Annotated in this window: 17 protein-coding genes; 8 read left to right on the top strand and 9 right to left on the bottom strand. The window is 76.6% G+C overall.

What is annotated here, in order from left to right; genetic code table 11:
* Positions 1 to 385: 385 nt before the first annotated feature.
* Positions 386 to 817 (bottom strand): division/cell wall cluster transcriptional repressor MraZ, encoded by a 432-nt coding sequence (gene mraZ, locus Ae505Ps2_RS18215; protein WP_043276508.1) that lies wholly within the window; start codon positions 815 to 817, stop codon positions 386 to 388.
* Positions 818 to 1,511: 694 nt separating this feature from the next.
* On the opposite strand from mraZ, the gene Ae505Ps2_RS18210 reads away from it, so the two are divergent.
* From Ae505Ps2_RS18210 to Ae505Ps2_RS18195, 4 genes are read left to right on the top strand one after another with little or no spacing between them, the layout of a single operon-like run.
* A complete protein-coding gene (locus Ae505Ps2_RS18210) occupies positions 1,512 to 2,465 on the top strand; it encodes an AAA family ATPase (RefSeq protein ID WP_060712583.1) in 954 nt (317 codons plus the stop codon).
* A 1-nt stretch (position 2,466) separates the two neighbouring features.
* A complete protein-coding gene (locus Ae505Ps2_RS18205; RefSeq protein WP_083696100.1) occupies positions 2,467 to 3,831 on the top strand; it encodes a DUF58 domain-containing protein in 1,365 nt (454 codons plus the stop codon).
* Complete coding sequence (locus Ae505Ps2_RS18200) at positions 3,828 to 6,176, top strand: DUF3488 and transglutaminase-like domain-containing protein (RefSeq protein WP_083696102.1); 2,349 nt, start codon at positions 3,828 to 3,830, stop codon at positions 6,174 to 6,176. The genes Ae505Ps2_RS18205 and Ae505Ps2_RS18200 overlap by 4 nt, the downstream gene beginning before the upstream one ends.
* A 44-nt stretch (positions 6,177 to 6,220) precedes the next feature.
* Positions 6,221 to 6,823 carry a TetR/AcrR family transcriptional regulator gene (locus tag Ae505Ps2_RS18195; RefSeq protein WP_075305624.1) on the top strand — a complete coding sequence of 201 codons (603 nt, stop codon included), beginning with the start codon at positions 6,221 to 6,223 and terminating at the stop codon, positions 6,821 to 6,823.
* Positions 6,824 to 6,933: 110 nt separating this feature from the next.
* Here Ae505Ps2_RS18195 and Ae505Ps2_RS18190 read toward each other — a convergent pair whose 3' ends face one another.
* From Ae505Ps2_RS18190 to Ae505Ps2_RS18180, 3 genes are all read right to left on the bottom strand, one after another.
* Entirely contained in the window at positions 6,934 to 7,200 is a 267-nt protein-coding gene (locus Ae505Ps2_RS18190; RefSeq protein ID WP_075305623.1) for a hypothetical protein, read from the bottom strand.
* 304 nt (positions 7,201 to 7,504) lie between these two features.
* A complete protein-coding gene (locus tag Ae505Ps2_RS18185; RefSeq protein WP_020623751.1) occupies positions 7,505 to 7,915 on the bottom strand; it encodes a DUF3040 domain-containing protein in 411 nt (136 codons plus the stop codon).
* A gap of 312 nt (positions 7,916 to 8,227) precedes the next feature.
* The gene (locus Ae505Ps2_RS18180; protein ID WP_249265294.1) at positions 8,228 to 8,986 is read right to left on the bottom strand and encodes a class I SAM-dependent methyltransferase; all 759 of its coding nucleotides are present in this window, start codon (positions 8,984 to 8,986) and stop codon (positions 8,228 to 8,230) included.
* A gap of 127 nt (positions 8,987 to 9,113) precedes the next feature.
* On the opposite strand from Ae505Ps2_RS18180, the gene Ae505Ps2_RS18175 reads away from it, so the two are divergent.
* Entirely contained in the window at positions 9,114 to 9,944 is an 831-nt protein-coding gene (locus Ae505Ps2_RS18175) for a ParA family protein (protein ID WP_020623749.1), read from the top strand.
* 84 nt (positions 9,945 to 10,028) lie between these two features.
* On the opposite strand, the gene Ae505Ps2_RS33530 is transcribed toward Ae505Ps2_RS18175, so the two are convergent.
* Together Ae505Ps2_RS33530 and Ae505Ps2_RS18165 are read right to left on the bottom strand one after the other, a co-directional pair.
* Positions 10,029 to 10,508, bottom strand: a complete 480-nt coding sequence (locus Ae505Ps2_RS33530) for an SAV_6107 family HEPN domain-containing protein (RefSeq protein ID WP_233147494.1) — start codon at positions 10,506 to 10,508, stop codon at positions 10,029 to 10,031.
* Between the two features lie 444 nt (positions 10,509 to 10,952).
* On the bottom strand, positions 10,953 to 11,273 hold the full coding sequence (locus tag Ae505Ps2_RS18165) for a hypothetical protein (protein ID WP_051050348.1): 321 nt from the start codon (positions 11,271 to 11,273) through the stop codon (positions 10,953 to 10,955).
* A gap of 326 nt (positions 11,274 to 11,599) precedes the next feature.
* Between Ae505Ps2_RS18165 and Ae505Ps2_RS18160 the strand changes: the two genes are divergently transcribed.
* Both Ae505Ps2_RS18160 and Ae505Ps2_RS18155 read left to right on the top strand, forming a co-directional pair.
* Positions 11,600 to 12,211, top strand: a complete 612-nt coding sequence (locus Ae505Ps2_RS18160) for a GNAT family N-acetyltransferase (protein ID WP_075311555.1) — start codon at positions 11,600 to 11,602, stop codon at positions 12,209 to 12,211.
* Positions 12,212 to 12,248: 37 nt separating this feature from the next.
* Positions 12,249 to 12,929, top strand: a complete 681-nt coding sequence (locus Ae505Ps2_RS18155) for a DUF3153 domain-containing protein (RefSeq protein ID WP_043281087.1) — start codon at positions 12,249 to 12,251, stop codon at positions 12,927 to 12,929.
* Positions 12,930 to 12,947: 18 nt separating this feature from the next.
* Here the strand turns inward: Ae505Ps2_RS18155 and Ae505Ps2_RS18150 are convergent, their stop codons facing one another.
* The 3 genes from Ae505Ps2_RS18150 to Ae505Ps2_RS18140 all read right to left on the bottom strand — a co-directional run bounded on the left by Ae505Ps2_RS18150 (position 12,948) and on the right by Ae505Ps2_RS18140 (position 15,466).
* Positions 12,948 to 13,568 carry a DedA family protein gene (locus Ae505Ps2_RS18150; RefSeq protein WP_139318678.1) on the bottom strand — a complete coding sequence of 207 codons (621 nt, stop codon included), beginning with the start codon at positions 13,566 to 13,568 and terminating at the stop codon, positions 12,948 to 12,950.
* 81 nt (positions 13,569 to 13,649) lie between these two features.
* Positions 13,650 to 14,894, bottom strand: coding sequence for an LCP family protein (locus Ae505Ps2_RS18145; protein WP_083702555.1), 1,245 nt, complete (start codon positions 14,892 to 14,894; stop codon positions 13,650 to 13,652).
* A gap of 221 nt (positions 14,895 to 15,115) precedes the next feature.
* Positions 15,116 to 15,466 carry a metalloregulator ArsR/SmtB family transcription factor gene (locus Ae505Ps2_RS18140; protein WP_020627231.1) on the bottom strand — a complete coding sequence of 117 codons (351 nt, stop codon included), beginning with the start codon at positions 15,464 to 15,466 and terminating at the stop codon, positions 15,116 to 15,118.
* An 86-nt stretch (positions 15,467 to 15,552) separates the two neighbouring features.
* On the opposite strand from Ae505Ps2_RS18140, the gene mgtA reads away from it, so the two are divergent.
* The gene (gene mgtA / locus Ae505Ps2_RS18135; protein WP_249265292.1) at positions 15,553 to 18,291 is read left to right on the top strand and encodes a magnesium-translocating P-type ATPase; all 2,739 of its coding nucleotides are present in this window, start codon (positions 15,553 to 15,555) and stop codon (positions 18,289 to 18,291) included.
* Positions 18,292 to 18,328 lie beyond the last annotated feature (37 nt).

Raw genomic sequence — 18,328 nt, 5'->3', positions numbered from 1 at the left:
TCCCACCCCCCGGTGCGCCGTCCGTCCCCGTGGTGTGTGCGTGTGTGTCGTGCCGGCCGGCGTCCGTCCCCGGTCCCGGCCACGGGGCCGGGACCGGGACGGTCGATGTCCGTGGGTGTGGCGTGCCGGCTCCCACAACCGGTCCGCTCCACGCCCGAAGACGCGCGGGCTCCACCGCGCCACCCGAACTCCCCAGTCGGGGTGGGCGCCGGCGCCGTCCCCACCCGGGGGCCGTGCCGAGACGGACCTGGCACCGGGGAAGGTGTGCCAGGGCCATCTCGATCACGGCACCCGGGTCGGGGCGGCGACGGTGGTGTCGTCCGCTGTCGGTCGTGCTGTCCTGCTCGGTACTGCCGCCGTCCGTCGTCCCGCCCGCCAGCGGGACTCAGAACAGCCCGGGCAGAACCTCCTCCTGGGCCTTGGCGAACTCGTCCTCGTGCCGCTCCTGGTACTCCTGCCAGGCCTGCGCGTCCCAGATCTCGGCACGCGTGAACGCGCCGATCACCACGCAGTCCTTGGACAGTCCGGCGTACCGGCGCAGCTCGGACTGGATCGCGATCCGGCCCTGGCCGTCGGGGTTCTGCTCGTCGGTGCCCGAGAAGAGGTTCCGCTGGAACACCCGCGCCGACTCGTTCGTCAGCGGGGCCGCGGCGATCTTGCGCGCCATCTCGGTGAAGGCGTCACGGGTGAACACGTAGAGGCAGTGGTCCTGCCCTTTCGTGATCATGCAGCCGCCTCGCAACTCGTCGCGGAACTTTGCGGGCAGCGTGAGCCGCCCCTTGTCGTCCAACTTCGGGGTGTAGGTGCCGAGGAACACCGACCCCACCTCCACCTGGGACCCCTGTTCGCCCCAGCGATCACCACACTACCCCACACTCACCCACCGTCAACCCGAGACGGGGGGATCTTCCGCCGTTCATCGAATGTTTCCGCAGGTCAGAAGCGGTGGGGGACGGTGGGGGCGCGCGCCGCGCCACCCGGTCGCGCGACGTCCGGAGGCCGTGTCGGGCCCGTCGCGCCCGTCCGGGGCGCCACCGCTCCCCCACCGCCGTCGTGGCTGGTCGGAGGCGGTTTCCGGGCCGATCGGGGCGTCCGGGGTGGGGACGAGTGGGGAGAGGGTGGGGCGACCGTGGGGAGGCCGGGTGGGGGGCGGTGGGGAGCCCGACGGACGCGTGGTGGGGTGGCGTGGGGAACCACGGTGGGGCGCGGTGGGGGAACCGCCGTGGAGTGCCGTGGGGCGCCGCGGCGGAGGTGCCGACGGCGCCGGCCGGGGCACTGCGGGGCCCGCCGCGTTCGGCCGTACGGAGCAGCGTCGCGGGGCAGGTGGCGGCGCCCGGTCCCGATCGGGGGACGTTTGACAGACTGGGGTCATCCGAGCCGTCTCCTGAGGAGGCCCGTTGTCGTCGAGCGCGCCGTCCGCGCCCTCCGTACCGCCCGTCCCGTCGCCGTCCGGTGGTCCCGTCCGCCGGGCCGAGGCCAGCGGTGCGCACCCCGGTTACGCGCCCGAGCCGATGGACGCCGTCGCCGTCGCCGACGCGGCGGGCCGGATCGCCGCCGCGATGGCGCGAATCATCGTCGGCAAGCCCGACACCATCCGGCTCGCCCTGGTCGCGATGCTCGCCGAGGGCCACCTGCTCGTCGAGGACGTGCCGGGCGTCGGCAAGACCACGCTGGCCAAGGCGCTCGCCCGCGCCGTCGACGGGGCGGTGAGCCGGGTGCAGTTCACCCCGGACCTGCTGCCCGGCGACATCACCGGCTCGTCGGTCTACAACCGCCAGACCGCGGAGTTCGAGTTCCGGCCCGGCCCGGTGTTCGCGAACGTCGTGATCGCCGACGAGATCAACCGCGCGTCACCGAAGACCCAGTCGGCGCTGCTGGAGTGCATGGCCGAGCACCAGGTCACCGTGGACGGCGGCACCTACCCGCTGGGTGACCCGTTCATGGTCGTCGCCACCCAGAACCCGGTGGAGATGGACGGCACCTACCCGCTGCCCGAGGCCCAGCAGGACCGGTTCACGATCCGCGTCTCGGTCGGCTACCCCGACCCGGCGGCCGAGCTGGCGATGCTCGAGGAGCACGGCTCGACCGACCCGCTGGAGCGGCTGCGGCCGGTCACCGACCTGCGCACGCTGCGGTCGATGATCGCCGGGGTGCGTGGTCTGCACACCGCGGCGGAGGTGCGCCGCTACTGCGTCGAGGTCGTCGGTGCGACGCGACGGCTGCCCGAGGTCCGCCTCGGGGCGTCGCCGCGCGCGACCCTGCACCTGCTGCGCGCCGCCCGGGCCTGGGCGGCGACGGCCGGGCGCGGGTACGTCGTGCCCGACGACGTCCAGGCCGTCGCCGTTCCCGTCCTCGCGCACCGGCTGATGCTGGGGCCCGAGGGGGTCGCGGCCCGCCGCACGCCGGCGGACCTGGTGCGGGCCGCCGTCGCGCGGGTCGCGGTGCCGTCCCCGCCGCGGGGCTGAGATGGCGCCGACCGCGCCGCCGCCGCGGACACCGGCTCCCGCCGAGCCCGGCGCCCCGGCCGCGTCCGGGTCGTCTCCGCCGTCCTCTCCGCCGCTCGCGACCGGCGGCGCACCGCGCCGGGAACGGCCGGCGGGGCTGACCGTGCGCGGGCGCTGCCTGCTCGCCGGCGGCGCCGCGATGGTCCTCTCGGCGATCGCGCTCGACGAGCGCGACCTCGTCCGGATCGGGGCGTTCGTGCTGCTCCTGCCGCTGCTCGCGCTCGTCGTCGCGCTGCGGTCGCGCCGCTCGCTGCAGGTCGCGCGCACCCTGGAGCCGGCCCGGCTGGAGGCGGGCGACGGCGGCACGGTGCTGCTGCGGATCGCCGGCGGCGCCCTGCTGGGCGCGTTGCGGATCGCCGACCACGTGCCCGACGCCGCCGGTCCCGCCGACCGCTACCCGCCACGGTTCACCGTGCACCGGCTCGGTCGCCGCGGTGCCCGGGTCGGCTACCCGGTGCGGCCCGCGGTCCGTGGCGCGTACCGGATCGGCCCGCTGCGCGGCCGCGGGACCGACGCACTCGGCCTGGCCGAGTTCCGCCACGACCTGCTGCCCGCCGACCGGCTGCTGGTCCTCCCCCGGGTCACCCCGCTCACCGGGCGGCCCGCCCTGACCTCCACCGCCGCCGGGCGTGGCGCCGAGGGCGGCAGCCGCCCCGGCCCCGGCACCCCGGACGTGCTGATCCGCCCCTACCGCCACGGCGACGAGCTGCGCCGCGTGCACTGGCGCTCCAGCGCCCGGCGTGACGAGCTGATGGTCCGCCTCGACGACCGGCCCGACCCGTCCGGCGTGACCCTGCTGATCGACCGGCGCGACAGCGCCCACCGCGGCCACGGACCCGCGTCCAGCCTGGAGTGGGCGGTGGCGTTCACCGCCAGCGCCGCGGTGCACCTGCTCCAGCGCGGCGAGGCCGTCGCGCTCGTCGACGAGTCCGGCGAGACCGTCGGCGACGTGCCGCCCGGTGTGACCGGCGCGGACGCCGTGCCCCCGCGGCTGGAGTCGCTCGCGGTGCTGCGGCCCTCGGCGAGCACCGGGATCACCGCACCCGGCCCCGGGCCCGGGCATCCGGAGGGGGTGCTCGCGGTGCTCGGCGGGACCGCGCCGCAGGACGTCACCGCGCTGGTCTCGGCCTGGCCGCGCGGCGGGCACGCCGTCCTCCTCGACGTCGACACCTGGTCGGCGGCGACGCGGGCCCGCCCGGCGTCGGTCGCGGCGGCCGCGCTGCGCCGTGCCGGGTGGCACGCCACCGTCGTCACCTCCGACATGACCGTCCAGCGGGCCTGGGCCGACGCCTGCGGCTCGCCCGGCACCGCGGGAGCGACCGGATGAGCGCGCCGACCCGGCCCCCCGTGCGGCCCGCGCCGCCACCCGCCGCGCCCGTCGCCGAGACCGCGCCGGCGGGCCGGACGCCGGGCGCGCCGGCCTGGACGGTGGTGCTGGGACCGGTCGCGACCGTCGTCGCGGTGCTGCTCGCCGGGACGGCGATGAGCTCGGTCGTGCAGGGCGCGGCCTGGTTCGCCCACGCCGCCGTCGCCGTCGTGCTGGTCGCCCTGGTCGGCGCCCTGCTGCTGCCGCTGCGGGCCTGGCTGGTCGCGCCCGGGCAGCTGCTGGCCCTGATCCTGCTGGTGACGGCGTGGTTCACCGGCAGCGGTGTGCTCGGGGTGCTCCCGGGCCCCACGGCGTTCGGCGAGCTGTCGGGCCTGCTCGGCGGTGCCGGGCAGCAGATCGACAGCGGCCTGCCGCCGGTGCCGGCGAGCCCGGAGATCCTGCTGCTGGTCGCCCTCGGGTTCGGCACGATCGCGATCGCGGTGTTCGGTCTCGCGGTGACCGTCGCCGCCCCGGCCGCGGCCGGGGTGCCGCTGCTCGTGGTGTTCGCGGTGCCGACCGCGCTGCAGCCGGACCTGCTGCCCTGGTGGACCGTCGTCGCGGCGACGCTCGGCTACGGCGTGCTGCTGCTCCTGCGCCCGGACCGGCTGCGACAGATCCCGGCCGGGGCCGCGGTCGTCGCGGTGGCCGTCGTGGGCTCGCTGCTGGTGGGGCTGCTGGCGTCGTCGGTGGGGACCTCGGGTCGCTTCGACGCCACCGGCGGGACCGGGGGCAACGCCGACGGCTCGATCGGGCTGAACCCGTTCACCTCGCTGCGCGGACAGCTGACCCGCAGCGAGCCGCGGCCGCTGTTCAGCGTCCGGGGTCTGGAGACCCCGACCTACCTGCGTGCGCTCACCCTGCAGACCTACGTGCCGCAGGAGGGCTGGAAGGCGGGCCGTCCGCTGCCGGGGGTGCCGCTGACCGGGCCGCTGCCGCCGTCGACGTCCGGGCCGGCCGCCGCGCAGGACGTGCAGGTCGAGAACCTCGGCTTCCGCGACTACTGGCTGCCGGTGTTCGGCGACCCCACCCGGATCGCGGTCGCCTCGCCGAGCTGGGCCTACGACGCCGCCGGCGGCATCGTCTACAGCGAACGCGCACAGTCCGAGGACGGCTGGACCCAGTCGATGCGGCTGCCGGAGCCCTCGGCCGACCAGCTGCGCGCGGCATCCGGCCCGACCACGGTCGACCGGGCCTACCTCGACACCGACGGGGTCGACCCGCGGGTCACCGCGATCGCCCGCGAGGTGACCGCCGGTGCCGCGACGCCGTTCGACCGGGCGATGGCGCTGGAGAACCACTTCACCGGGCCCGGCTCCCCCTTCACCTACAGCCTGGCGACCGCGCCGGGCAGCAACGGCGACGCCCTCGTCGACTTCCTGACCCGCGGCCGCACCGGCTACTGCGAGCAGTACGCCTCGGCCATGGCCGTCATGCTGCGCGCCGTCGACGTCCCGGCCCGGGTGGCGGTCGGTTTCACCGCGGGCGACGCCGACGGCTCCGGGGCCCGGACGATCACGACCGAGGACGCGCACGCCTGGGTCGAGGCGTGGTTCCCCGGGTACGGCTGGCTGACCTTCGACCCGACCCCGCTCGCCGACGGCCGCACCATCGACCCGGCCTACGTCCAGCAGGCCCGGGAGCAGGAGAGCGGCACGCCCGCCGCCGAGCAGACCCCGCAGCCCGAGCCGTCCGCGACACCCCCGCCCCCGGAGGCCGCCGGTCCCACCCCGGAGCCCCCGCCCACCGAGGAGCAGGCGGCGGACCGGCCGACGGCCGCGACCGGGTCGTGGTGGCCGCTGGTCGTGGCGCTGCTGCTGGCGGCCGCGGTGCTCGCCGTCGTGCTGACCCCGGGCCTGTGGCGCCGGCACCAGTACTCCCGACGGGCCGGGCTCGCCCGGGCCGGCGGCGACGGTGCGGCGACCGCGGCGTGGGACGAGGTCCTGGCCGCCTCCCGCGACCACGGGGTCCCGGTGCCGCCCGGGGACACCGTCCGCGCGGCCGCCGACCGCATCATCGAGCGGCACGGCCTGTCCGGGCGGCCCGCGGAGGCGCTGCGCGAGCTGGCGGGCCGGGTCGAGGCGAGCTGGTACGGCGGGATGCTGCCCGGGCCCGGCACGCTCGACGGCCTGGTGGACGAGGTCCGGACGGCGATCGCGGCCGGCGGAACGCCGTTGCGGGCCCGGGTGCTGCCGGCCTCGGTCGTGCCGGAGGCGGTCCGGCGCGGGCGCCGTCCGGCCGACGACGACGCGCCGGCCGACGACCTGGACGAGGTCCGCACGTCTCGGCCCGACGGCGACGTACACTGATCGGTGAAGTCGGGAGCACGGCGACACGGGGAGGAGGGTCGGCGATGTCGAGCGCGGAGGATCACGAGGCGCTGCGTGCGCCGGCGCTGACCCCGGGCGCGCGCCGGATCCTGGACGTGGCGTCGGAGCTCTTCTACCGGTGCGGGATCCACGCCGTCGGGGTCGACACCATCGCGGCCGAGTCCGGCATCACCAAGCGCACGCTCTACAACCGGTTCGGCTCGAAGGACCGCCTGGTCGAGGCCTACCTGCAGGCTCGGCACCACGCGTGGTGGGAGCTGATGGAACAGAGGGTGGCTGCGAGCCCGGGCTCGGGAGTGCTGGCGCTCTGGGACTCCTACACCCAGGACGTCGAGTTCTCCGGGCGTGGCTGCGCCTTCATCAACGCCGCGGGAGAGCTTCCCGCGGACCATCCCGCCCATCGCGTCGTCCGCGCCCACAAGCGTGCGGTGCGCCGGCATCTCGAAGCACTCGTCCGGGCCGACCACCCCGGGATCGCCGGTCCCGAAGCGGCGGCCAACCTGGTGTTCCTGCTCCTCGAAGGCGCGATCACCCACCACGGCATCGGCGACGACCCCGACCTCCTGCGCAGGGCGCGAGAGGCGGCCGAGCGCCTGCTGCGGGACGAACGAGCGGCGCTGCACTGAGCAGGCAGGCCACTCCGGCCACGCGCCGTGCCCGCTCGCACCCGGCCCCGAGGACCGGGGGCGACCGCATCGTCTCGCAGCTCCGACGGCGACGTGGGCCGGCCTCCGCGTCAGCGTGTGACGGGGTCCGGGCCCGCCCCGGGGAGCGTGCCGCCGGCCAGGCGAAGTCCCCCACCGGCATCGACCGTCCAGCGCAGAGGGTGCACCTGGTCCCGGTCGGCCTCCCGACCTCCGATCGCGTCGCCGCCGTACTCCCGGACGGGCCGGGCACGCCGTGGAGCAGGCGGTGGGGCGCCGTGTCGGATCGCGCTGCCGGCGTTGACGCCCCACGCGACGTCCCGCAGGAACTCCATGACCACGTGCAGAACCTGACGCATCCGAGACCCCTTCACAGATCAGTGAACTCGTGGAGGGTCGACGCTAGGTACACAGATCTGTGAAGTCAAGTCCGGAGCCCACTCTCCGGCGACACCGGCGCAGCGCAGCGGGCCCCTGACGACGCGACCGCCGGATCCCGGTCGCCGAGCCGATGCCCCGTGGGCAGCCGTGGGCAGCGCGCCCCCCTACCCGACCGTCAGGCACCCGGCGACGGTGCCGGACACACGACGGCGGGGCGGGTCACCGAGTCGGTGTCCCGCCCCGCCGGGCGTCACGCGGACAGTCGCCTGGGGCGCCCGGGCGTCACTCCTGCTCGAAGCGACGCCGGAAGCGCTCCTCCATCCGGCCGGTGAAGCCACCGCCGCTCTCGCCGGACTGCTTGTCCTTGGGGGCGGATCCGCCCTGGCCGGTCGTCTCCTCGCCGCCACGACGGGCGCCGATCGAGGTGACCGCCAGCAGCGCGCCACCGAGCATGGCGAGGAAGCCGACGATGCTGAGGATCGGCAGGTCGCCGAGCCAGAGCGCCCGGAAGGGGATCCCGGCGACGAGCAGCACGAGGCCCACCACGAACAGGACGGCGCCCTGGATCCGGCGGCGCCGGGCGGGCTTGCTCCGCCGGCTACCGCTGACCGAGGACGCGAACTTGGGGTCCTCCTGGTAGAGGGCGCGTTCGATCTGTTCGAGCAGGCGCTGCTCGTGCTCGGAGAGCGGCATGCCTTCACCTCCGGCACACGTAATCGGACGGTAGGCCGCATTCGGCCCGGGCTTCCTGCCCTGACCGGTACGACGGGCGCCCCAACCTGGGCGTCTGAGGACAAGAGTACGAGGCGAATCGTGCCGCGACCACCCGGACCGTCCAACCCGCTCGGCTGATCGTCGAGCGGACGGTGTTGCGCGGCGTGTCGTCGGTCACCCGGACCGTCGCGGACCCACCCGGACGGGGGTGGGCGGACGAGTGAACGCCGGTCGACCGATCACCGACGGCAGCCGGACGACGACCGTCGGACACCGGCGGCGGGACGGGCGTCAGTACCGCCGGGCGAGCAGATGCAACCGCGGGGCGACCTCGGCGAGGGCGCCGACCTGCGACGCGAGCGCGTCCAGTTCGTCACGTTCCTCGCGGCCCGCCGCCTCGCCCTCCTGACCGGGGCCGGGCAGCCACGCATCGAGGGTGCCGTCGCCCTGGAGGATCTCGGTCTGCAGGCGTCCGGTCCCGGCGGCGAGCTCCTGCAGCCGGTGCGCGTCGAACCGGCGCAGCAGCCGGTCGTCGGAACCGGTGCGCCCCTCGGGGTCGGTGAGCAGGGCACGGGCCTCGGCCAGCCGACCGCTGGCCAGGCGCCCGATGAACGCGCCGTAGCGCCCCACCGTCAGCACCGACACCGCTCCGCCCGGGGCGGCGGCCGCGGCGAGCGCGGCGAGCACCCGGTCCGGGCCGTCGACGACCTCGAGCAGCCCGTGACCCAGCACGAGGTCGGCGCCGTCGGCCGGGGCGACCTCGGCGAGGGTGTCGACGTCGCCGTTCACCGGGGTGACCCGGTCGGTGACCCCGGCCTCCCCGGCGCGGCGGGCCAGCGTCGCCAGCGCGTTGGGGCTGGTGTCGACGACGGTCACCGCACAGCCGGCGATCGCCAGCGGCACCGCCCAGGTGCCGCTGCCCCCGCCGACGTCGAGCACCCGGGGCGCGGCCCCGGTGTCCCGGCGGACACGGTCGATCTCCCTGTCCAGCACCCGGAACACGGCAGCCCCGCGCGCTGCTCCGGCCTGCTCGCGTGTCGGCGATCCCACGGCGCCGAGACTAGTGGCCCCTGCCGGTGCCCGGCCCGCCCGCCCGCCACGACACCCACGGCGGGGCGCCGACGATCATGTGGACTCCGCCCGGCGACCGTGCCGGACCGCACGGTAGGTTGGGTGAGTGCAGGTCGTCGCCACGCTCAGTCTCAAGGGTGGCGTCGGCAAGACCACGGTCGCACTGGGTCTGGCCGGCGCGGCGCAGCGTCACGGCGTCTCCACCCTCGTGGTGGATCTCGACCCGCAGGCCAATGCCACCACCGCGCTCGACCCGGAGCCGACCACGGCCACCGTCGCCGACGTGCTGGACGAGCCGCGCCGCGCGGTCGTCGAGCGGGCCATCGCGCCGTCGGCGTGGGGCGAGGGCCTCGACGTGCTGGTCGGTGCGGAGCAGACCGAGCGGCACAACCACCCCGACCCGGGGGCGGCGCAGCTGTACCGGCTCGACCGCGCCCTGCAGCGGCTGGCGGGCGAGCTGATCACCGACGACTCCGGCGGCTCCGAGCCCGCCGAGGAGCGCTACCGGCTGGTGATCGTGGACTGCCCGCCGTCGCTGGGGCAGCTGACCCGCAGCGCGCTGTCGGCCGCGGACCGGGCGATCCTGGTGACCGACCCGACGATGTTCTCGGTGTCCGGCGTGCAGCGCGCGTTCGACGCGGTCCAGACCGAGCGCGAGCGGTCCAACGACCGCCTGCAGCCGTTGGGCGTGCTGGTCAACCGGGTGCGGCCGCGCAACACCGAGCACGAGTTCCGGATCTCCGAGCTGCGCGAGCTGTTCGGCCCCCTGGTGTTCAACAGCGTCCTGCCCGACCGCTCGGCGGTCCAGCAGGCCCAGGGCGCCTGCCTGCCGATCCAGGCCTGGGACACCCCGGGCGCCCGGGAGATCTCCGCGGTGTTCACCGCGCTGCTGGGCCGGGTGCTGCGCAGTGCCTCGCGCCCCGCCGCCTCGGCCTGACCGACCTCCTCCCGGATCTGCTCGCCGCGCCCGATCCCGGCGGCCCGACCTGCCCCGGCGCCGTCCGCCGCTCCGGCGGGGGCCTCACCGGGGCAGCAGCAGCTGTACCCGGGTCACGAACTGCTCGGCCTGGCGCAGCAGGTCGTCGGCGGCGCGCCGGTCGACGTGCCGCCCGATCCCGGCCTCGGCCTCGATCCGCAGCCGCGAGCAGCCGGCGAAGAACGCCGCCCACTCCTCCAGCTCCGGGGCGACCTCGGCGAGGAGCCGCCAGACGTCGCGCGGGGCTCCCCGGCGGGTCCTGGGCCGGGCCCGCATGGCCAGCACCGCCGCCCCGGCACGGAGCGCGGCGAGGTAGGCCGCCGGGTAGCGACGCAGCGGCTCGGTCTCCCGGTGCGCCTCGGCGAGCTGCTCGGCAGCCTGGCGCAGCAGCCCGAGCGCGTCCCGCGACGGCGGAGCGGGCGCGGGCGACCCGAGCGGCGCCGCCGGCCGCGCGGTCTCGCCGGCCGGTCGTGCAGGGCCCCCGTCCGGTCGTGCGGGGCCTCCGGGCACGACGGTGCTGCCCACGGTCGGTCGTCCCGGACCTCCGGTCGGTCGGGCGGCGCCGCCGCCCGCCGGCGCGGACGTGCCCGGCAGGGGGATCACCTGCCCGGACCGGCCGGCGGCTCCGGTCGATCCGGGCCGACCCGGCCGTCCGGTGCACCCGGCCCCCGCCGGGTCCGTACCGGTCCGGCCGCTCCCCCGCCGGGACGGCGCCGCCCCGGACGCGGACTCCGTACGGTCGGCAGCGGCCCGTGCCGAGCCCCGCCCCGAGCCCCGTGCCGCGCCGCAGTCCAGCGGCCACAGCCCGTCGGCGACCGGCCGCACCCGGGCGGACCGCCGCGCCGGTGGGGCGGCGGACACCGGGGCGTCGCCCGGCCGTCGTGTCCCGGCGGACCGCGGCGCCGGCAGCGCCAGGTCCAGTTCCATCGTCCTGCTCCGCACGTGCACCTCCCGCACCTCCCGCACCACTCAGTCGACCTTCACCAGGTCCCACACGCCCGGACCGGACCGCATCCGCAGCACCACCTCACGCGGCGGCTCCTGCGGGTCCTGCACCGACCGGGCGAGCACCCGCCAACAGCTCAGCCGGTCCCCGCCCACCGGCATCGGCGACGGGAACGGCCACGGGGACTCCTCGATCCACTGGTCTCGAACCCCGGTGACCAGAAAATGTTCCCCGCGGCGCGACGGACGCCGGGAGAACTCGACCGGCTCACCGTTCTGCCAGCGCACGTCGATCGCCGCCGGCTGGCGGGACCGGAACAAACGCGAGAAGCCGCCCACTGGCATCACCACGCCCTCCACCCGGTGGCCGGGCCTCGGTTCCCACCACCGGAATCGGTCTCCGGGACGCCCGGCGACGGGGTGCTTCCCCCACTCCGCCCACCGGACGCCCCGGCATCGAACGCGCGTTCGACATACGACAGTAGAACGCGTGTTCGATCGTCGCGTCAAGTCGGGTGCCCGGGTGGCGCCACTCACCCACCGGCTCCGTGGCGGGGCACCCGGTCCGGACCCGCCGCAACCGGCCGGGCGTGGTGTGATGGGGACATGCACCCGGACACCGACCCCGCCCCCGCGCGGGCGTGCGGTCACCACCGGGGCCGGTGGTCGCGGTGACCGCCGCGCCGTCGCGGGCGCGTCTGGTCGGTCTCGGCCGCAGCGAGTTCGCCGACCGGCTGGGCGAGGCGATCGACGTCTACGTCACCGCGATGGGCTACCCGCGGTCGACCGCACGCCAGCGCCGCTCGCTGTGGCTCGAGCACTCCTACCGGCCGGGCTGGCGCTCGGTCGGCTGGCTCGACGAGCAGGACCGGCTCACCGGCATCGGCTACGGCTACTGGGGCGGCCCCGGGCAGTGGTGGTTCGAGGAGGTCCGCCGCGGACTGCGGGCCCGGCGCGGGGAGCCGGACGCCGTGAGCGCCGACTGGCTGACCGACTACTTCGAGCTGACCGAGCTGCACGTCCACCCGCAGGCCCAGGGCTCGGGCATCGGTGAGGCGCTGCTGCGGGCGCTGGCCCGCGACGCCGCCCGGAGCCGGATGCTGCTGTCCACCCCCGAGTACGGCCGCGCCAGGCCCGGCCGGGCCTGGCGGCTCTACCGTCGCGCCGGGTTCGTCGACGTGCTGCGCGAGCACCTGTTCACCGGCGACCCGCGCCCCTTCGCCGTCCTCGGGCGCGAGCTTCCCCTGCTCCCCACGGATCACCCGACACACGCCCCCGAGTGACACCGGGACCGTCGTACCCGGGTGGCACGATGACGCCATGCCGTCGCACCACACCGCGCCACCCGCACGCCGTCGATCCCGGACGCGTGCGCTCGTGCTGCTCGCGGTGCTGGCCCTGCTCGCGCTGACCGGCTGTGCCCGGGTCCAGGTGGCCCTCGCCGTCCAGCCGGACGACACCGTCGACGGCACGATCGTCGTCGCGACGCCCGCGGGCGCGCCGGACGGTCGCGGCCCGCAGCTGGCGGTCCCGGCCGACCTCACGGACGAGGTCGAGCTGTCGCCGTACGACCAGGACGGCTTCGTCGGCACCCGCGCGGCCTTCGAGAACCTCACCTTCGCGCAGGTCTCGCAGCTGAACCTGCTCGGCGGGAACGCGTCGGGCCGGGCGAACCTGGAGCTGCGCCGGGTCGGGGAGCGGATCGCCGTGCAGGGCCGGGCCGACCTGACCACGATGCCGGTGGACCGGGCCGACGTGCGGCTCGCGATGAGCTTCCCTGGCGAGGTCGTCGAGTCCGACGGCGAGACCGACGGCGGCACCGTCACCTGGGAGTTCGTCCCCGGTGAGGTCTCCCAGATCAACGCCTCGGTGATCTCGACCGATCCGAACGCGCCGTCGATCCTGGGCTGGTCGCTGCTGCTGGCCGGACTCGTCGTCGTCGCGGCGGGGGCCGCCGTGCTGCTGGCCCGGCGCGACCGGAACCCGCCGATCCGGCGCTGAGGGCGCGCCCGTCCGGTCTCAGGCGGCGTCGCGGCGGTCGTCGGCGAGCACGGCGACGGTCTCGCGGGCGGCGGCCCGGCGGGCCTGCGCACGACGACGCCGCACCCGCCACCCGACGACGCCGGCGACGACCACGAACGCGAGGACCACCCAGCCGGCGATCCCGAAGGCCTTCTCGAACTGCTCGGCGGCCTCGCGCAGCAGGAAGCCCGCGGTCACGTGCACGGCCGACCAGACGGTCGCCCCGACGACGACGGCGGGCAGGAAGCGCCGCAGCGGCAGTCCGGACGCGCCCGCCGCGGCCGGGGTCATCGTCCGCACCACCGGCAGGAACCGGGCGCAGAGCACCGCCCACGGACCCCAGCGGAGCAGGGTGCGGGCGGCGTCGTCCCAGGCGTCGCGGCCCATCCGGCCGATGATCCGGGACTCGCGCAGGCGCGGGCCGAAACGGCGGCCGATCGCGTAGCCGATCAAGTCGCCGCAGGCCGCGGCGACCGCGACCACCGCGGTGACCAGCACCGCGGCCGGGACGTCCGGGACGGCCATCGCGGCGCCGATGAGCACGGTCTCGCCGGGCAGGACGAGCCCGACGCCGATCGTGGTCTCGCCGAGGGTGACCAGCCCCGCGACGAGCACCACCACCCACAACGGGACGGAGGTCAGGAAGTCGATGATCTCGGTGATGATGGGAGGCTCCTCGGCCGGGGTGACGGGGCCGCGTCAGTCGACGCAGGGCACCCCGTCGGCGGTCAACTCGGGCTGGGTGTCGGCGGCCGGGGTCGGGTCACCCCGGGGCGCCGCGGCCCGTCCGGTCCTGCTCTCCGTGGTGGCCGGGGCCGGGGACGACGGTGTCGGCGCGGCGGTGTCCGCGTCGTCGCCGGCCCCGGGGTCGGCCGGCGCCCCGGGCGCGGTCAGCCCGGCGAAGAACGCGGTGACCTGGGCCGGGTCGACCTTCACCGCGACACCCTCGCTGCCGGTCCGGTAGTCGGCCCGGCCGGTGGGGATGGTGCGGAAGGTGACCCGGTCCCCGCGCAGCTGCGAGGCGTGGGCGAGCATCGAGGTGAGGTCCCAGCCCTGGTCGAGCACGACGGCCCCGTTGATCGCCTGCATCAGGTCGGCGACGGCCGTCGGGTCGGTGAGGGTGCCCGCCGACAGCAGCCGGTGGGTCAGCCCCGCGAGGAACGCCTGCTGGCGGCGGACCCGGTCGAGGTCCCCCTCGGGCAGGCCGTGGCGTTGGCGGACGAACTGGAGCGCCCGGGCGCCCTGCACGGTCTGCGGGCCCGCGGCGAAGTCGGCGCCCGAGTAGCTGTCGTGCACCGGGGCCTTGAGGCACACCGGGACGCCGCCGAGCGCGCGGGTGATGTCGGCGAACCCGGCGAGGTTGACCTGGGCGTAGTGGTCGATCGAGACGCCGGTGAGCTCCTCGACGGTGCGCACGAGCAGCCTGCTGCCCGCGGCGTTGGCCGCCCGCTCCAGGTCCGGCCCGCTCAGGCCCTGGCGGACCAGGTCCGGCCGAGCCATCGCCGCGCCGCGCGCCAGCGCCGAGTTGATCTTGTGCATGCCGAGGCCGGGGACGTCGACCCAGGAGTCGCGCGGGATCGACACCGCGGACGCGCCGAGGTCGGGGTCGTCCGGGATCCGGACCAGCATCAGGGTGTCGGTGTTGTCCTGGCCGTCGGCGTCGCCGGCGTCCAGGGCGTCCAGGACCTCGCGCGGGAGCGGGTTGCCGCGGGCGTCGACCCGGGAGTCGCTGCCGACCAGCAGGATGTCGGTCGCGCCGTCGGCGACGTGCGGGCCGGTGACGTCGGCGGTGGTCAGGCCGCTGGTGCCGCCGACCATCGCCCAGCCGGCGCCGGTGGCGAGGAAGACCGCGACCGACAGCGCCGCGACGAGGCCGCGGACGCGGTGCCACCGCGGGGCGGGGGTGCGCTGCTCGGCGCGGGGCCAGGGGGCGACCGGGCGCATCGGCGTGGTGGGACGGGCACCGGGGTCGGTGGGCCGGGACCGCGGACCGGCCGACGCACCGCCGGGGACCGCCGGTGACGACCGGGGTCCGGCGGGTCCGCCGGAGCGGGGCCACCCCTGCGGCGCCCGGGTGTCGCGCCGGGCCGTCGGGGCGCCGGGCGGACGGGGCGTGCCGGCACGGTCCGGACGCGGACGGCCCGGGGGCACCGGACCCGGCGGCGTCACGCGCTCCCCCGGTCGCGGACGGCGTCCGGCCCGCGACGGCGGTCCTGCGCGGCCACCACGGTGCGGACCACCTCGACCATGCCGGCGTCGGCGATGACGTAGATCTGGTGGCGGCCCTCGCGACGGGCCCGGACCAGCCCGGCGAGCTTGAGCTTCGCCAGGTGCTGGCTCACCGCCGCCACCGGCTGGCCGAGGACCGCGGCGAGCGTGCCGACGTCACGCGGGCCGTCGGCGAGCAGCCAGACGATCTGCAGCCGCGAGGTCGCGGCGAGCATCCCGAACGCCGCGGCCGCGTCGGCCAGCAGCTCGGGGTCGAGGGGCTGCGGGCCCTCGGGGGCGGTCTCCACCGGACCTCCAGACAGTTGCGTCACTTACGCAACTGTTACCGTACCGGGCGGTGCCGGACGCGGTGCCGGGGACCGGAGGAGCACCGTTGGACCGGACGATCGGACGCGACGGTGCCGCGGCGCGGCCACCACCCGCACCCGCCGGTCCGCCCGCCACGCCCGGCGAGCCCGCGCTGCGGCACTGGGCGGACGCCGACGCGTTCGCGCTGTTCCGGGGCCTGGAGTCCTCGCGCCGCGGACTCTGTGAGGACACCGCCGCGCTGCGGCTGCACGTCCACGGCGACAACGCCGCCGACGCCGTCCGACGCACGGGCGCGACCGCCCGTGCCCGCCGCGCGCTCGCCGGCCCGTTCTCCGGCCTGATGACGGTGCTCGGGGTGCTGCTCGCCGTCGCCGGCAGCCCCGGCAGCGCGACGCTGGTGCTCGTGGTCGCCGCGCTCGGCGTCGTGCTGCGCCTGTGGCACGCCGTCCGCAGCGACCGGCTCTCGCGGGAGCTGCGGGCGCACGCCGCGACCACGGTGACGGTCCGCCGCCGCCCGGCCCCCGGGACGACACCGCGGGACAGCGAGGTGCCGCCGGAGGACCTGGTGCCCGGCGACGTCGTGCTGCTCGGCGCGGGCGACCCCGTCCCGGCCGACGCGCGGCTGCTGCGCGCCCGGGACCTGCTGGTCGACCAGTCGTCGCTGTCCGGGGAGCTGCTGCCGGTGGCGAAGGCCCCGCCGTCGTCACGGGGGCCGTCGTCACGGGGGTCGCGCCCGGCGCCGCGGCGACGGCCGTCGCGGGCCGGGTCCGACGACGGGCCGGTCACCGCGCACCCGGCGCTGCTGTTCGCCGGGAGCACCGTGGTGCGCGGCACCGCGACGGCGGTCGTGCTGGCCACCGGCGCGCACACCCACACCGAGGAGCTCGCCGGGCGCGGCCGCCGTCCCCGGCCGGAGTCGGAGGTGGACCGGGGCCTGCGGTCGGTGCGCCGGGCACTGGTGCGCTGCATGCTGCTCGCGGCGCCGCTGGTGCTGCTGGTGAACGTCGAGGTGTCCGGCGACGTGCGGCAGGCGTTGCTGTTCGCCGTCGTCGTCACGGTGGGGCTGGCCCCCGAGCTGCTGCCGCTGATCGTCGGGACCACGCTGCTGCGCGGCACCACCCGACTGCGCGAGTCCGGGGTGCTGGTGACCCGCCCGGAGGCCATCCACGACCTCGGGTCGATCGACGTCGCCTGCCTGGACAAGACCGGCACGCTCACCGAGGACCGGGTGGTGTTCACCCACTCCATCGACGTCGACGGCCGTCCCGAACCCGCCCCGGCGGACGCGGCGGCGGTCGCGGTGCGTTTCCAGACCACCCCGCGCGACGGCCTCGACGACGCCATGGCCGCCGCCGACCGGGACGGGTCGGCGCTGCTGGCCCACGGCCTGCTCACCCGGGTCGAGGAGCTGCCGTTCGACCACTCCCGTCGCCGCTCCGCGGTGGTGCTGCGCGACGCGCACGACCCCGGTGAGCTGGTGATCGTGCGCGGTGACCCGGACACGGTGCTCCCCCGCTGCACCCGGGTCGCGCGCGCGGGCGGGCCCGTCGAGCTGACCGCGTCGCTGCGGGCCGCGGCCGCCGACGCGGTGGCCGGGCACCGCGCGACCGGGCTGCGGGTCGTCGCCGTCGCCACCCGGCGGACGCCCCTGCTGCGGCCGCTCGGCGCCGGTGACGACGACGACCCCGAGCGCGACCTGCTGCTGCTGGGCTTCGTCGGGATGGTCGACCCGGTGCGGGAGTCCGCGGCCCGTGCGGTGGAGCGCTTCGCCGAGCAGGGTGTCGCGGTGAAGGTCCTGACCGGCGACGACACCGCGGTCGCCGAGCAGGTGTGCGCGCGGGCCGGGATCGCCGTGACCGGAGTCCTCGACGGCGCCGCGCTGGACGGGCTCAACGACGTCGCGCTGGCCCGCGCGGTGGAGCGCACCACCTTGTTCACCCGGCTCGGACCGCTGCAGAAGGAGCGGGTCGTGGGCGCGCTGCAGGCCCGCGGGCACACCGTCGGGTTCCTCGGCGACGGCCTCAACGACGTCGGCGCGCTGCGGATCGCCGACGTCGGGATCGGCGTCGACGGGGCGGTGCCCGCCGCGCGGGCGGCCGCGGACATCGTGCTGGCCGACCGCAGCCCCGACGTCGTCGTCTCCGCGGTCGAGGAGGGCAGGCGGACCCTGGGCCGCGCCACCCGCTACCTGACCGTGACCGCCGCGCTGAACGTCGGCAACACGCTGTCGGTGCTGGTCGCCTCGGCGGTGCTGCCGTTCCTGCCGCTGCTGCCCGCGCAGCTGCTGCTGCAGGGCGTGCTGTTCGGCGTGGCCGCGCTCTCGCTGTCGTTCGACCGGGTGGAGCCGGGGTGGACGGCGCGGCCCCGGCGCTGGGACACCCGCGGGATGCTCTGGTTCATGGCGGTCCTGGGGCCGCTGGCCTCGGCGTTCGACCTGGTCACGTTCTGGGCGGTGTGGCGCTTCCTGGGGCTGGACACCCCGCAGGAGCAGGCGGTGTTCCAGGCCGTCTGGTTCTCCGAGGGCATGCTGTCCCAGGTCCTGGTGCTGCTCCTGCTGCGGACCAGGGCGGGACGCGCGTCGCGGCCGGTGGTGGCGACGGTGTGCGCCGTCGTGCTCGCCGGGCTCGCGGTGCCCTACACCCCGCTCGCCCCCCTGTTCGGGATGGCGGCGCCGCCGCCCGCGGTGTGGCCGCTGCTGGCGGCCGTCGTGCTGCCGTTCCTGGCCTGCGTGGCCGCGATCCGGCCGCTGTACCTGCGTCACGTGCTGGGGATCGACGCCGCGGACCTCCGCCGGGAGCGCTGACCGTCGCGGGGCCGGGGACGTGCGTCCCCGGCCCCGC

The organism is Pseudonocardia sp. Ae505_Ps2 (assembly GCF_001932425.1).
Taxonomy (GTDB): Bacteria; Actinomycetota; Actinomycetes; order Mycobacteriales; family Pseudonocardiaceae; genus Pseudonocardia.
This window is presented reverse-complemented; position numbering and strand designations above follow the sequence as displayed.